Consider the following 14,099-nt stretch of genomic DNA (forward strand, 5'->3'; position numbering starts at 1 on the left):
CTTCCCGCTTGATTTGGCTGCTGGTGAGACAACTCCTGTAGCTTTGGTTGCTCCTTCTATCAATGGCTAAGTTTTAGTCTGAGATTAACAAAAAGCGCTCCTAGTAATAGGGGCGCTTTTTGTTTGGGGAAAAAAGGTTTTTAAAGTTCTCCTTCTGTTAAAAAACTAAGTGATATCAAGTCCGCTTGAATAGTTGTCATTCTGAGTGCTGAAGAAATTGAAGAATCTCGCCCTTTCGGCAAAGCGCTTACTTCGTTGCGCTTGACTCATGACAAGTAAGCGTTTTGAGTCAACCGATCGCCCGGACATGATATGAGCAACGGCTAATCAAAAAACAGAATATCCAGAACCCCGCAGCAGTTAGAGTGTTGCGGGACTCTAACGTGCGATCGCATTTTAGGTTGAATTAAGTTGATTTACTTAAGAGCCGATCGCAAAATCTAAACTTTATCTAAAAATTAAAAGGTGAAAAATTAATTTTTCACCTTTTAACTCTCGACTTTCAAATTACCCGTTACTGAACAAACTTCTTGAATGCCAGAGTCACGTTGTGGCCACCAAATCCAAAGGAATTCGACAGCGCCACATCAACTTTTAGATCGCGGCTTGTATGAGGAACATAGTCCAAATCACACTCAGGATCGGGATTTTCTAGATTAATTGTCGGCGGGATTTTGTCATTGGCGATCGACATTACCGTCGCCACCGCCTCAATTCCCCCAGAACCGCCCAAAAGATGGCCGGTCATTGACTTGGTAGAACTAATTGCTACTTTGTAAGCATGGTCTCCCAAAGTCTTTTTAATCGCTTTCGTTTCCGTAGAATCGTTGGGAAGCGTGCTTGTGCCGTGAGCGTTGATATAGCTCACCATATCCGGCGTCAAACCCCCATCCTTGAGCGCTAAAGCCATGGCCCGCGACGCACCTTCCCCCCCCGGTACCGGAGAAGTCATGTGATAGGCATCGCAAGTTAAACCGTAGCCGACGATTTCTGCGTAAATCTTCGCGCCACGCGCCAGAGCGTGTTCCATTTCTTCTAAAATCAGAATGCCAGCACCTTCGCCGACGACAAAACCATCACGATCGCGATCGAACGGACGGCAAGCATGAGTCGGGTCATCGTTGCGAGTCGAAAGCGCCCTCGCCGCAGCAAAACCCGCCACGCACAAAGGTGTCACCGCAGCTTCGGTACCGCCGCAAATCATGGCTTGCGCGTAACCCCCCTGAACTAGGCGAAACGCATCACCCACCGCATTTGATCCGGCAGCGCAGGCAGTCACCGTGCAAGAGTTTGGTCCCTTAGCACCCGTTTGAATCGCCGTCAGACCTGCGGCCATATTCGCAATCATCATGGGAATCATAAACGGGCTGCATCGATCTGGTCCGCGAGTCAGATAGATCTCTTGCTGATCTTCCAAAACCTTTAAGCCACCAATGCCAGTGCCAAGAATGACACCCACCTGTTCTGCGTTCAGGTCATTAATCTCCAACTTTGCATCAGCAACAGCTTGTTTGCTCGCTGACACCCCAAATTGAGCAAAGCGATCCATCCGCTTTGCTTCCTTGCGCTCTAAATAGTCGTGTGGGTCGTAACCCTTCACCTCTGCGGCAAAGCGGCAGTCGTGCCGCGACGGGTCGAATAAGGTGATCGGGCCTATACCATTCTTCCCGGCAAGCAACCCGTCCCAATATTCGGACAAGGTATTGCCGATCGGTGTAATCGCGCCGAGACCCGTGATAACAACGCGCTTACGCTCTAAATTTGTCATGATTTCAGTTTCAAAAAATTAAACACCCAGAACGCAGAACTAAAGAGGAGTTTCCAGTTTTATAACTTCTCTCCTCTTAGGGGAAAAGACAGGTATTTTATGCTTTTGGAGCTGCAAGTTGGCTGCTGATGTAATCTACACAAGCTTGAACCGTAGTAATTCCTTCGGCTGCTTCGTCGGGAATTTCAATATCAAACTCTTCTTCCAAGGCCATTACCAGCTCTACTGTATCTAAGGAATCTGCTCCTAAATCATTAGCAAAGTTGGCTTCGGGCTTGACTTCGCTCAGCTCGACTTCCAGTTGCTCTTTCACAATTTTCTGGACTCTAGCAAAAATGTCGTCTTGGCTCATAACATCGTGTCCTCATTGGTTGCTGCGTATCTAATCTTATCCGAAAGGGGGATCTGCAGGACAAAGGCTGGCCGCTTTTCTAAGTGACACGGGCCAGGGACAATTGGGACACGGACGATCGCAGCAACTCTAGGACTGTTATGGGGTGGCATCGCTATTTGAATAGTTCTGGAGGCATAAACTCTATCTGGCGGTGTACACCGTACCTTACCGCTACCAATAGTGTTGCAAAGCAATTTTTGCGTCCCGGACTGATTGAATGACTATCTGCAACAGATCATGCCCTAGTGACTGCTTGTCCCCTAGAAATTCTCAAAAGCAACGCCCAAACGCATACGATCCGTCTTGCTTTCCTACTTGCGCTCGCACTCAGATAACCTCAACGAGCTCAATGGAAGTATCGCATCTGTACAACGATGGAGTTTGCCTACGCTGCGTTCCCGACAAACACAAACCACCTCTTAGCCCCTATTTAGCGCCTGCTGCACCATGTACTCCCCGAGTTTCCCGGATGCGCCTACGATAAAAACTTTCTTCATATTCCTTCCCTACACATAAGGGCTGAATTGAGCGGCAAACGAGCGCCTCGATCTCAACACGAAAATATCACTTTTGTCCGATCCAAGGATATGTTATACACCGCTCACTTCACAATTACTTATGTTTCGCGATCGCCCATAGCTTCTCTGGACTCAACAACGGACCCAACCATCTTTGCTTTGCTTAATCTCGGCTGAAAAACGACAAATTTAACAAGCCCGATCTGTTCCGCCTAACGGTGTGATTGAGGGGCTGTCAAAACCATTGCATCTACACCAGTGACTTTCGCCAGTCGGCTCCAAGCGAATTTTTACACAGCTTAACATCAACTCTACTTACAGGATCAGAGATTGCACTTTGTCCATCAATTGTGGATGATTCCCCTAATTTCATGGATTTTCAGGAAGAAGCGCCTCCATATATGGGGCAATATAATTGCGACCTTTTTCGATATAGTACGTTGTAAACAGAGATTCAAACTCCTGTTTTACTAATTGAATGGCAACATTCAAACGGGAGCGACCACATACTAAAAACAGAGCCGTGGAATAGGCATAGTATTCTTTATCTTTATCAGGAATATTTTTCTTGAATGCAGCTTGGTAAAGCTCACGTACCTCATCCATCAATTGTTGAATGGGTGGAGTAAAATGAATAGACTCTCCACTTGGGAGATCGATTTTTTTATCTTTAATAAATCCAATTACCTTGTTCATGCATTCACGGGTCTGTTCAACTGATAAGCATCCCTCATCTTTTCTTCTAAATCCCCCTTGAATGCAACCATTTGTAACTTCTAGAGCTCGTATAATTGCGAGTTTATCAAGCTCTTTTGATTCGATTTTCTGCAAGTCATGAATATGATGCTCAATCCGTTTACTAAATCCGTGGAAATCAGTTTCAAAATACTCTTTGATATCTTCGATCTGGGCTAACTGTTGCCAGTCGAACATTATTGAGTTTAACATTATTGAATTCCCTCCAAATCATTCATGTTTAGGCAGTATGGGTGGCTAAGGACTACCTCAATCCGCTCAAAATAGTCATTTTTATCCTAGCGATACTCAAGCGTTTTGAAATCTCGATCGTAGCTTGCCCGATCATCACAACTTCAAGAAGGCGTTCTTGAAGTTGTGATTGAACTCCTCGGCAATACTTCTGTCATTTGGATAAGCAAAGTAGCAATTCCCATCAAGGTAGGTAGAATTGTAGGAGAAATCAGTGGGTTGAAACCCCTCCTCCAGTAACTTTTGCCCTTGATATTTGTGAGGAGCTTTGTAAATTGTGACGGTTTGGGGAAATTGTGCTTGACCCGACTGCATGATTTGACATGTGGGCTGAGATGAAAAGCAGTATCATAAACTACCGCTATGTCTGGAACCCGATGATTTTGCAACTACCGACAGCATTGAAGTACAGTCCCACCGATAACCCAGCAAACTAACGGTTTTGTTCAGCAACCTTGGCTTATTTACTCTTGAATCATAACACTCTAATGGGTCGGCTGTAACGATGTGTTATGCTCGATCGCCTAACAATTACTTATGCTAGTGCGCGCGCCCTTCGCCTTTGGGAACTGACAAACTTAGTAACTCATTTTTGCTTGCCCAGCAGCGATCGCAGATACATAACTTTGACGGTGCGATTGATTCCAGTGTCTAGACGAACCATCAGCGATGGGATTTTTCCAAAAGCGCCTTCAGCAAATTAGCGCGATCGCCCCGCCACCAACCTGAAAACTGCGTTTCATCTGTGCCTTCAAAGAGGGGGGCTTTCACGCTAGTTTTCTGTAAGGATATGGAGAGGAGAAACGAAGCAGGAAGCATCCCGACCTCCAGCGCTCTCGTTTCTTTTCCCTTGCCTTTTCTCCCCTGCAGAAACGATTATGCCATCCCCAAATCTCAAATATGCTTACTTTCCTGGTTGCGTCGCCCAAGGGGCCGCCCGCGAACTTTACCTTTCTACCCAAGCGCTGACTCAAGCGTTGGGGATTCAACTGGTGGAACTAAAGAAAGCTTCCTGCTGCGGTTCTGGCACTTTTAAGGAAGATTCGCAGTTGCTGGAAGATACCGTCAACGCCCGCAATGTTGCTTTGGCTGAGGAATTGAATCTGCCTTTGCTGACGCATTGCAGCACTTGTCAAGGGGTAATCGGTCATGTGGACGATCGCCTCAAGGAATCTCAAAAAACCGATCCCAACTACATAGAAAAAGTCAACGGTTTACTGGAAAAACAAGGCTGTTCGCCTTATCAAGGCAGTACCGAGGTGAAACATCTGTTGTGGGCGATCGTTGCCGATTACGGTTTGGAGGAAGTTCAGAAGCGAGTCACCCGCAAGCTTTCGGGCTTGAACTGCGCGTCTTTTTACGGATGCTACCTGCTGCGAGCTCAGGATAAGCTGCTTTACGATGACCCGCACCAACCGGAATCGATGGAAAATGTGTTTCGGGCGATCGGGGCAACTCCGGTTTACTATCGAGGCCGGACGCAGTGCTGCGGCTGGCCGTTGGCGAGTTATGCCACTAACCAATCTTTTCAGATGGCAGGCAAACATATTCAAGATGCTCTTGACAATGGCGCTGATTGTATGGTAACTCCTTGTCCGCTTTGTCATTTAAATTTGGATTCGCGGCAGCCGGAGGTGGAAAAAGTAATCGGGCGCGAATTGGGTTTGCCGGTGCTGCATTTACCGCAGTTGGTAGCTTTGGCTTTGGGTGTGGAGCCCAAAAAACTAGGACTCGATCGACATATTGTTTCAACAAAGCCAGTTTTAGAAAAATTAGGCTTTTAGTCGATCGATTGGCGCGGGTTTGTCGTAAGGGCTTTAGTCCTTTCTCGTGTTAAATCCAGGTTGGTAGTAAAGACTTTAGTTTTTTCTCACATCAAATCCGGGTATCCGCTCAATAATCCGGGGTAAATCGCTCAAAAATGCACATCAAATGACGCAAAATCGTTCCTGAGTGGGTAGTCCGCCCCGAATTATTGAGCGGATACAAATCCGGTTAGAGCGGAATTATAGCCGAGTGCTAGCGGGACGATCGATCGCGCTCATACACTCTTGAGTTGATAGAAGATACCGTCAAAAATGGGTCGTTTTGTCCCCAGAGGTGGTCTAGTCTTCTTCTGGTGGGGCAGCAATGGCGCTGCGGAGTTATCACTCGTTGTCGGTGAAGTTGCTCGACAATGCCATTTATTTCTGATCTTAGCTCGTCATCAGAGAGCCCAAATGGTTCTTTAAGCTATTGACACCACCAATAGAAGAATCGGTCTAACGGCGAGGGCTTCAGCGAACGGCGTTGCAAGGTGGCTACACCACTGATAACCTATGCCTCAGTTCCGTTGCCAGCCCTTGTTAGACTGCTATTGCTCTCTTCGCATTCCATAGCCCGGATCTACACTCCAAAGCAAGTGTGGTGGTTGGTAGGTTAATATGCAGACAATAGAAACAGAAGTTGTATACAATTACACAAAATAGTTTTTTAAGACTTCCTAACTGCCTAGTTATGGATAAGGGATCAGCAATGAAACGAAACCCAGTAAATCTCACACGTTCGGTATTCCTATGGGCAATGCTAGGAATCATTTGTGGTTTGTTTGGTGCAAGTTATTGGATATTTTTGTCTTACATGATGGTGGGATTTGAATATTTTAGTGGACATTCTCTACTAATCATCATGCCGCTTGCGGGTTTACTCATCGGTTTGCTCATTCATTGGCTGGGAAATCCTGGCGAAATAGGGTTGATTATTGACAATATTCATCTCAATGGTGGGCGGTTACCAATGAACGAGAATCCTTCGATGATTCTGTCGTCGCTAATCAGTATTGCAAGTGGAGGCAGTGCTGGTCCAGAAGCACCAATGGTGCAAGTAACAGGTTCAATTGGTACGTGGTTAGCCGATCGCTTTCAATTGAGCGGAGAGGCACTACGAACTTTGAGTATTGCGGGCATGGCATCTGGTTTTACAGTTTTGTTCGGCGCTCCATTGGGTGGTACTTTTTTTGCTTTAGAAATTCTGCATCATCAGAATGTTGTGGAGTATTTTGAAGCAATATTGCCTGCGGTAGTGGCAAGTTGTGCAAGTTACACTATTTTTGTAGCAATTACCCAGCTTGGAATAGGCCCTACCTGGCATTTTCCTCAATACAATGTGGATAGCCTTTATGACTTTGGCGCAGCGATTGCTTATGGAATCGTAGGTGCGCTCATGGGGTGGCTTTTTATCGCTGTATTTCGCGGTCTAGGCCGCTTGTTTGATTCGATACCCAGTCCAATCTATGTGCGTACTACTTTAGCTGGGCTAGGACTTGGTGTTTTGTCAGCTTTATTTCCGCTCACTCGTTTCTTTGGTGAACATCAAATTGAAAAAATTGTTGAGGGAAACTTTTCTTTGGGATTTCTCTTAACTTTAGTTATTGCTAAAGTGTTTGCCATTAGTACGACTGTAAATGGAGGATGGCGGGGGGGGATTATCATCCCACTGTTTTTTATAGGAGCCTGTTTAGGAAAGGCAATCGCTATCATTAATCCCGCATCCAACGAGACTTTGGCAATGATTTGTGTAATGGCTGCTCTGAATTCAACCGTTACTCGAACTCCAATTAGTACAACTCTGCTACTCGCCAAGTTGACAGGATTTAGCACTTTTACACCGATTCTCTTCGCTAGTCTCGTGGGTTTCTTCTTGGCTCCCCGCTCTCCCTTCATTACCTCACAGCGTAAAATTGATTAACAAACGGCTAGAATTCCTCTAATAGCTCCGTGTACCGATGAAAAATACGTGAATTTGCGAGGGTAGAGTCTTAAAGATTTTGTGATTACAAATGCACCAATGGCATCAAACAATATCTAGCCGTTGATACTATTCAGCTTGCCGTTTTTTATCCATTCCACAAAAGCCAGGATGTCCGATGACTGTGGCTTGATTGAAATGTTGAGTCACAACCTCGATTATTTTCACACTCGGGCCCGTCAATATTCCGAAGATTACCATTCTGCAAGGGTAAGGGGTATCACCCGCATAAAATCATCGGAGTTTGGTCAAGAACTTTGGGCCCACTCTCACCAATCCTAATGCCAAACTCAATTTGTATTTAATCAGGCTGATGCTCAAACGGTTGGCGAATGACAGAGAGCCCAAAAGGGTTCCATAAGACTCCCAGGGTGAATAACTGTGAAGTTTTGTCGCTTTTTCGCGAAGTGCTTCCAGGCACTGCGGTAGACTAACCTTTAATTCTCTGTGCAGGCTATAGCGGTGTCACCTCGCCGTCAAATCTGTTCACTTGCAGAGCCAGCAAATTTTTAGTGACTCGTTGGGAGCCTTTATTCAATGTCTCATTCAGTCAAAATTTACGATACTTGCATCGGCTGCACTCAATGCGTCCGCGCTTGTCCGACTGACGTTTTGGAGATGGTGCCCTGGGATGGCTGCAAAGCAGCTCAGATTGCCTCATCTCCCCGCACCGAAGACTGTGTAGGCTGCAAGCGGTGCGAAACTGCTTGCCCCACCGATTTTCTGAGCATCCGGGTTTACCTGGGAGCAGAAACTACTCGCAGTATGGGTCTAGCCTACTAAATATCGATCGACACACTGATCGAATTACGGGTACAAAAGAGGGGGCAATTTAATCGCCCCCTCTTTTTTGTCGCGGAATCTGCATTCTGGGGCCGGAAGAAGGTAAAAATGATAAAACTTGAGTTTTATTGTGATCGCTAAGCAGGAGTAGTACGTTAAATGTGCGGAATCGTTGGCTATATCGGCACGCAAGCAGCAAGCGAAATTTTGCTAGCAGGATTAGAGAAACTAGAATACCGGGGCTACGATTCAGCGGGCCTCGCTACCATCTCCGAAGGAGAAATTACCTGCATCCGAGCCAAGGGCAAATTGCACAACCTCCGGGAAAAGTTAGCAGAGATAGACTCTCTGGCTCCCATCGGCATCGGACACACCCGCTGGGCAACTCACGGCAAACCAGAGGAATATAACGCTCACCCTCACCTAGATAATAGCGGGCGAATTGCGGTAGTTCAAAATGGAATTGTCGAAAATTATCGCGAGTTGCGGGAAGAATTGAAAGCAAAGGGACATAAATTTGTCTCCGATACCGATACAGAAGTTATTCCTCATTTAATAGCTGAATTCCTGAAAGAAGCAAGAAGGGAGAAAGAAGAAAAAAATAAAAAAACAGAGAAAATTGCTGATTTATCGTTTTTGGAAACGGTTTTAAAGGCGGTAAATAAATTAGAAGGAGCTTTTGCGATCGCCGTTATCTGTGCAGATTTTCCCGAGGAAATAATTGTCGCCAGACAGCAAGCTCCTTTGGTGATTGGCTTTGGTGCCGGTGAATTTTTCTGCGCTTCCGACACGCCGGCCTTAGTATCTCACACCCGCACTGTTTTGTCCTTAGAAAATGGTGAATTGGCAAGGCTAACTTCGATGGGAGTGGAAGTTTACAGCTTTGCAGGGGAAAGGCTGAAAAAAAGCCCGCGCATCCTTGGTTGGAGCCCGGTTTTAGTCGAGAAACAAGGCTTCAAACACTTCATGCACAAGGAGATTTACGAACAGCCAGCCGTAGTCCGAGCTTGTTTGGAGGCTTATTTAGACAGCGATTGGCAGCCAGGAAATCCGCGCTCTCCCATCAATCTCAACTTGCCCAAGGAACTTTGCGCCGATGTCGAACAAATTTCGATTCTTGCCTGTGGAACGAGCTGGCACGCTTCGCTAATTGGCAAATATTTGTTGGAACAATTAGCTAATATTCCCACTGCGGTGCAGTACGCTTCTGAGTACCGCTACGCGCCCGCACCGTTGACAGCAAATACTTTAACTATTGGGGTAACTCAGTCGGGAGAAACGGCAGACACGCTGGCTGCTTTGGGGATGGAACAACAGCGCCGCGCGGGTTTTACTGATAAATTCCGGGCGAGAATGTTAGGCATTACTAACAGGACTGAAAGTTCGATCGCCCACATGATGCCGCAGGTAATCAACACCCACGCTGGTATAGAAATCGGCGTTGCTGCCACTAAAACTTTTGTCACTCAGTTGATGGCATTCTATTTCTTAGCTTTGGATTTGGCGCACCAGCGGCAAACAATCAGCACGGAGAGATTGGCAGAAATTATTGTTGGTTTGCGCCAGTTGCCGGCGGAAATTGAGAAGTTTTTGGAGATTCAAGAACAGTATGTGGAGGAATTGTCCCATCAGTTTACAGAAACCCAAGATTTTATCTTTTTGGGGCGGGGAATTAACTTTCCGATTGCTTTGGAAGGGGCGCTGAAACTGAAGGAAATTAGCTACATTCACGCCGAAGGATATCCCGCCGGAGAGATGAAACATGGCCCGATCGCCCTTTTGGATGCAAAAGTGCCTGTAGTGGCGATCGCCATGCCCGGTAGCGTCTACGAAAAGGTGCTTTCCAACGCTCAGGAAGCGAAAGCGCGCGACGCCCGTTTAATTGGCGTTACGCCGAAGCAAGGTGTGGCGGAAGCTGATATTTTTGACCACATTTTGCCAGTACCTTTGGTGGATGAATTGTTGTCGCCGATTGTGACAGTGATTCCGCTGCAATTGTTGGCTTATCACATTGCCGCGCGTCGCGGTTTGGACGTGGATCAGCCGCGCAATTTGGCGAAGTCGGTGACGGTGGAATGAGGGAAGTCAGTTGACAGTTGACTGTTGTCAGTTGACTGTTGACTGTTGACTGTTGTTATTGGTTAGTTCCCATGCCCAATGTCCTATTCCCAATTCCCTCTTCGCACACTCCGCAAATCGCCGCTAACAGCAACCAGCTTATAGTATTGACTCGGAAATCAAACAGTGTTACATCTACAGTGTTAAATAAGGTGCAGGCTGCGAAAGCTAGTAGATAACTGAAGAAAATTAGACGATCGGCAGCTTTTACCTCTTGACAAACTACATCATTTGTGATAATAACTATGGAATTTTGATTTGACACTAAAGCATTTTCCGCGACTTCCTGTATTGGTATTTGCTCCTGTTTAATATCCGCAGGAAAAAGCGGCCAATTCGCCAGCCGCAAAACACCTCTACCCAAAACCCAACCAACTAAACCACACAAAAAAAGCGTTGCGGGTATTCCCGTTTCCGCAGTCAACATCAGTATCAAACTGTGAGGATGACCGAGCCATTCTTGCATCTGAGCTTGATAGAGAGGCGTAAAATTTCGCAATCCCCAACCCGTCCAAGGACGCTGCTGAGTCATAGACCAAGCAAATTCCCACTGAGTTTTTCTCAAAGTAGCAGTCGGCCGATTTGGGAACATCTCGTCGGTGAGTCTAGCCCAAAAGAAAGCCGGAACAATTCTTCGTAAAGATTGCCGCAGTGGTTCCGGACCAAAAGCAGACAAAAAAACTGTGCTAGCCACACTAAAAACCGCAGCTAATAGTTTTTTATAACCCGCATAAAATGCAAAAGCCAAAACTGCGACAACTGCCAGTCCCCAAGCATTACGAGAATTAGTAAAAATCAAAGCAACAGCATTTCCGATCAATGCCAAACTTAAAAATAGGAATCGGTAATTGGGAATTGGGAATTGAGAATTGGGCATCGGGCATCGAGCATCGGGCATCGGGAATTGGTAATTGGGAATTGGTAATTGGTGACAACTGCCAACTGACAACTGACAACTGACTTGTCCCATCCACAGTCCCATTGCTAAAATAAAAGCAATTGTCAGATAGCAAGCTAAAATATTAGCGTACATAAATACAGAAGCCATGCGCCCGGGGGGATTGCCTTTGGGTTCGAGTACCCAGCCAAAAACAGGCTGCAATTGATCGATGCCACTCCAACCTAAAAATTGCTGTCCCAGGCCTAAAATTATCACTGGAATTGAACTAATTACGATCGTCCAAGACAATTGCCGCAATTGAGGCAGAGTTTTAATTAAACTGCTGAAAGTGGCAAACAATATAAAGAACGGCAAGAAATTGTACAACCCTACAAAAGCCTCGCTGCGGTTGTTGGCAAAAACCGCTGTGATGACTAGCAGCGCGCTCAGAATTGCGAATCCTCGATTCAACGGGCGCCGAATAATTTGACTGAACTTTTGCTTGCAAGTGCCGACCAATCCCAGGAATAAACCTAAAGCTCCCAAAATCGGAATTAAGGGAAAAATCAGCATCCCCACTTGGGCGAAATTCCAAGGGATTTGCAGGTGGGGATCTGGATGTTTTTGGAGACGAGACTTGAGATTTTCGGCTGTCTGTTTGGCAGCTAATTTCAAGCGATTTTTGATATTCACCCACACTCCCAATCTCAAATCTAAAATCTACAATTTACCATCGTTAAGCTAGTTCCCAAACGCATTCCGATCGCGTTAATCGAATTTGAGCTAGGGCAAAAATGGTCGGGATAATGCGACCGTAGTTCGTGGAAATCGATCGCCAACCCAAATCCGCTAAAAACCAAGTCCACATCACCGGGCCAACCAACGAAAATACACTCCGCGTTGCACCGTAACGAGCCGCACTCACCGCCATACCACGCCGCGCCGTCTGAATTGCGACATAATTTTGAAACTGGGTTGCGGCAGTTGCAGTGCCTGCAAGCACTCCTTGTTTTGCCATTTGATAGGTGGCAAAATGCAGCGCAAATTGATTAGCCATTAGTTTGAGCAACATTGGTTTTAAGATGGAACTAACAGCTAAAGCGCTGCCACCTTTGAACAGTAAACCCAGCGGGTCTTTTTCAGCAGAAATTGGCAGGGGTTCTGAGAGTTTAGAATCAACGATCGCTCGCTGTACGCGCAGTGTCAGCGCTTGCTGTTCGTCTGCAGGTAAACGCTTCCACGCGCGACCCATTAAGTGCAGAAATACTTCTGCCTCTAAGTCGGTGGTTGACAACTGTCTGGGATAAGGGATTTTGAGATAGCGACAAACTTGAATTAGTGCTTGTCTGTAAGTTACTTGTTGGCTTCGCCCTCGGAGTACCGTCAACCCGTCCGCTGCAAGATAGCGAAACCGCTGTTCTACGGCGTCGAGCCATGCTTCGCGATCGCGACTTTGTACATCTATCGGTGCGGGGGTTTGCACATAATCTAAAGGGTTAAACTTGCGGCTGAACAGAAGTTCTGTTAGTTGCTGCAATTCTTCTTCTGTTGTCAATTCGAGTGCTGCTCTGAGTTCGTCCAAAATTTTGCCCTCCCGTATTCGATTTTAGATTTTAGATTTTAGATTGCTGCTGATTGACAACCAGTGGGATTTAGTATTTACCTACAGTGGCTTTTTTTATTTTGTCTTAATCATGGATTCGTGCTGTCCCTTATTCTACTACCTGGCGCAGGACGATCGGCAGGATTTGCACAGAAGATCCGACTGCTAGAAGCTATAACCTCAGCAGCTACATTGATCGGCGGACGCGCATCTCAATTTTACAGTCAAGTTTGGTGTCCCACCGATCCTAAAAATACAATTTAGATGCCCAACAGCCAACCCGGAACCCCTCGGTACGTCTGCAACCCCGCAGCTTGAGGAGTCAAACCGTCGCCCTGAACCCCCCACTATTTTATTCGCTATAAACAAAAGAAAAATAATTTAGTGTAGTTCTGTTCAAAAATGTCAGTTAATCCTATAATGAGTTTGGGTTTTTTAGAACAAAGTAAATGATGTCTTCTTCTGTCGCACCGTCTTTTTTGCAGGGATATTGGCAAGATACTTTCAATCTCAAGCAGCATCTACAGGATTTTTTAAACTTAGATTTAGAAACAATTGAACAAGAGCTGGCACTCGGTCAACAATCCCTAAAAGAAATAGGCCATCGGGATTTTGATTGGGAAAAAGCTAGCGAGTTTTATCGCGATGGAGTCGGACAAGCTTACCTATTTGACCTCGGAGCTTGGCATATGTCCAATCAGGATTACATAGGAGGCACTTTAACATTAATATCAGATATTGCTGCCGGTCGAGTTTTAGATTTTGGCGGCGGTATTGGCACTCATGCTATTGCAGCAGCTCTTTGTCCTCAAGTAGAACAAGTAGTCTATTGTGATCTTAACCCCATAAATCGCAATTTTGTTCAAAGCCGAGCTGCTAAGTTAGGATTGAGTGAGAAGATTTCGTGTAGTCTAGAAGTATCTCCTACAGAGGCTTTTGATACGATTATTTGTTTAGATGTGATGGAACATTTACTCAATCCCAGTCAGCAATTGATGGATTTTCATAAAATGCTGTTTCCGTCAGGGAAAATTATCCTTAACTGGTATTTCTTTAAAGGTTTTAATCAAGAATTTCCTTTTCATTTAGAAGATAAGCAAGAGATGAACACATTTTTTACTAAACTTCAGTCTAATTTTATGGAGGTTTTTCACCCTCATTTAATCACCGCTCGTTGCTATCGCAAATTAACTGCAAGTTAAGAAATCAGCTTAAGGCTTATTTCCTAGAAAAAGTCGGGTAAGTAATGTATCTGAAAGTCC

General features: G+C 45.7%; 10 protein-coding genes and 1 pseudogene. 6 read left to right on the forward strand and 5 right to left on the reverse strand.

Going from position 1 to position 14,099, the window contains the following annotated elements; translation table 11 throughout:
- A pseudogene (locus QUA24_RS20990) lies at positions 1–70 on the forward strand (photosystem II protein D1); the annotation flags it as partial.
- A 444-nt stretch (positions 71–514) separates the two neighbouring features.
- Here the strand turns inward: QUA24_RS20990 and fabF are convergent.
- The 3 genes from fabF to QUA24_RS21005 form a co-directional block, all read right to left on the reverse strand.
- Positions 515–1,768 (reverse strand): beta-ketoacyl-ACP synthase II, encoded by a 1,254-nt coding sequence (gene fabF / locus QUA24_RS20995; protein ID WP_333231815.1) that lies wholly within the window; start codon positions 1,766–1,768, stop codon positions 515–517.
- Between the two features lie 97 nt (positions 1,769–1,865).
- Positions 1,866–2,120 (reverse strand): acyl carrier protein, encoded by a 255-nt coding sequence (gene acpP / locus QUA24_RS21000; protein WP_333082619.1) that lies wholly within the window; start codon positions 2,118–2,120, stop codon positions 1,866–1,868.
- Positions 2,121–3,049: 929 nt separating this feature from the next.
- Complete coding sequence (locus tag QUA24_RS21005) at positions 3,050–3,613, reverse strand: hypothetical protein (protein ID WP_333231817.1); 564 nt, start codon at positions 3,611–3,613, stop codon at positions 3,050–3,052.
- A 932-nt stretch (positions 3,614–4,545) separates the two neighbouring features.
- On the opposite strand from QUA24_RS21005, the gene QUA24_RS21010 reads away from it, so the two are divergent.
- The 4 genes from QUA24_RS21010 to glmS all read left to right on the forward strand — a co-directional run bounded on the left by QUA24_RS21010 (position 4,546) and on the right by glmS (position 10,315).
- Positions 4,546–5,451 (forward strand): CoB--CoM heterodisulfide reductase iron-sulfur subunit B family protein, encoded by a 906-nt coding sequence (locus QUA24_RS21010; RefSeq protein WP_333231819.1) that lies wholly within the window; start codon positions 4,546–4,548, stop codon positions 5,449–5,451.
- 730 nt (positions 5,452–6,181) lie between these two features.
- Positions 6,182–7,393: a chloride channel protein gene (locus tag QUA24_RS21015; RefSeq protein WP_333231821.1), complete on the forward strand. Its 1,212-nt coding sequence runs from the start codon at positions 6,182–6,184 to the stop codon at positions 7,391–7,393.
- Positions 7,394–7,990: 597 nt separating this feature from the next.
- Positions 7,991–8,236, forward strand: a complete 246-nt coding sequence (psaC, locus tag QUA24_RS21020) for a photosystem I iron-sulfur center protein PsaC (protein ID WP_015175986.1) — start codon at positions 7,991–7,993, stop codon at positions 8,234–8,236.
- A gap of 159 nt (positions 8,237–8,395) precedes the next feature.
- Positions 8,396–10,315: a glutamine--fructose-6-phosphate transaminase (isomerizing) gene (gene glmS / locus QUA24_RS21025; protein ID WP_333231822.1), complete on the forward strand. Its 1,920-nt coding sequence runs from the start codon at positions 8,396–8,398 to the stop codon at positions 10,313–10,315.
- 55 nt (positions 10,316–10,370) lie between these two features.
- On the opposite strand, the gene QUA24_RS21030 is transcribed toward glmS, so the two are convergent.
- Both QUA24_RS21030 and QUA24_RS21035 read right to left on the reverse strand, forming a co-directional pair.
- Complete coding sequence (locus QUA24_RS21030) at positions 10,371–11,927, reverse strand: O-antigen ligase family protein (RefSeq protein ID WP_333231824.1); 1,557 nt, start codon at positions 11,925–11,927, stop codon at positions 10,371–10,373.
- A gap of 43 nt (positions 11,928–11,970) precedes the next feature.
- A complete protein-coding gene (locus QUA24_RS21035) occupies positions 11,971–12,816 on the reverse strand; it encodes a YaaW family protein (RefSeq protein WP_333231826.1) in 846 nt (281 codons plus the stop codon).
- 470 nt (positions 12,817–13,286) lie between these two features.
- Between QUA24_RS21035 and QUA24_RS21040 the strand changes: the two genes are divergently transcribed.
- Positions 13,287–14,039: a methyltransferase domain-containing protein gene (locus QUA24_RS21040; RefSeq protein ID WP_333231828.1), complete on the forward strand. Its 753-nt coding sequence runs from the start codon at positions 13,287–13,289 to the stop codon at positions 14,037–14,039.
- The last annotated feature ends 60 nt before the right edge of the window (positions 14,040–14,099 follow it).

Source organism: Microcoleus sp. Pol12B5, from assembly GCF_036701335.1.
Taxonomy (GTDB): domain Bacteria; phylum Cyanobacteriota; class Cyanobacteriia; order Cyanobacteriales; family Microcoleaceae; genus Microcoleus.

Excerpts from the sequence above, each read along its gene's own strand:
- acpP (WP_333082619.1), bottom strand. The coding sequence starts at position 2,120 with ATGAGCCAAGACGACATTTTTGCTAGAGTCCAGAAAATTGTGAAAGAG.
- QUA24_RS21005 (WP_333231817.1), bottom strand. The coding sequence starts at position 3,613 with ATGTTCGACTGGCAACAGTTAGCCCAGATCGAAGATATCAAAGAGTAT.
- QUA24_RS21015 (WP_333231821.1), top strand. The coding sequence starts at position 6,182 with ATGAAACGAAACCCAGTAAATCTCACACGTTCGGTATTCCTATGGGCA.
- QUA24_RS21010 (WP_333231819.1), top strand. The coding sequence starts at position 4,546 with ATGCCATCCCCAAATCTCAAATATGCTTACTTTCCTGGTTGCGTCGCC.
- psaC (WP_015175986.1), top strand. The coding sequence starts at position 7,991 with ATGTCTCATTCAGTCAAAATTTACGATACTTGCATCGGCTGCACTCAA.
- fabF (WP_333231815.1), bottom strand. The coding sequence starts at position 1,768 with ATGACAAATTTAGAGCGTAAGCGCGTTGTTATCACGGGTCTCGGCGCG.
- QUA24_RS21040 (WP_333231828.1), top strand. The coding sequence starts at position 13,287 with ATGATGTCTTCTTCTGTCGCACCGTCTTTTTTGCAGGGATATTGGCAA.
- glmS (WP_333231822.1), top strand. The coding sequence starts at position 8,396 with ATGTGCGGAATCGTTGGCTATATCGGCACGCAAGCAGCAAGCGAAATT.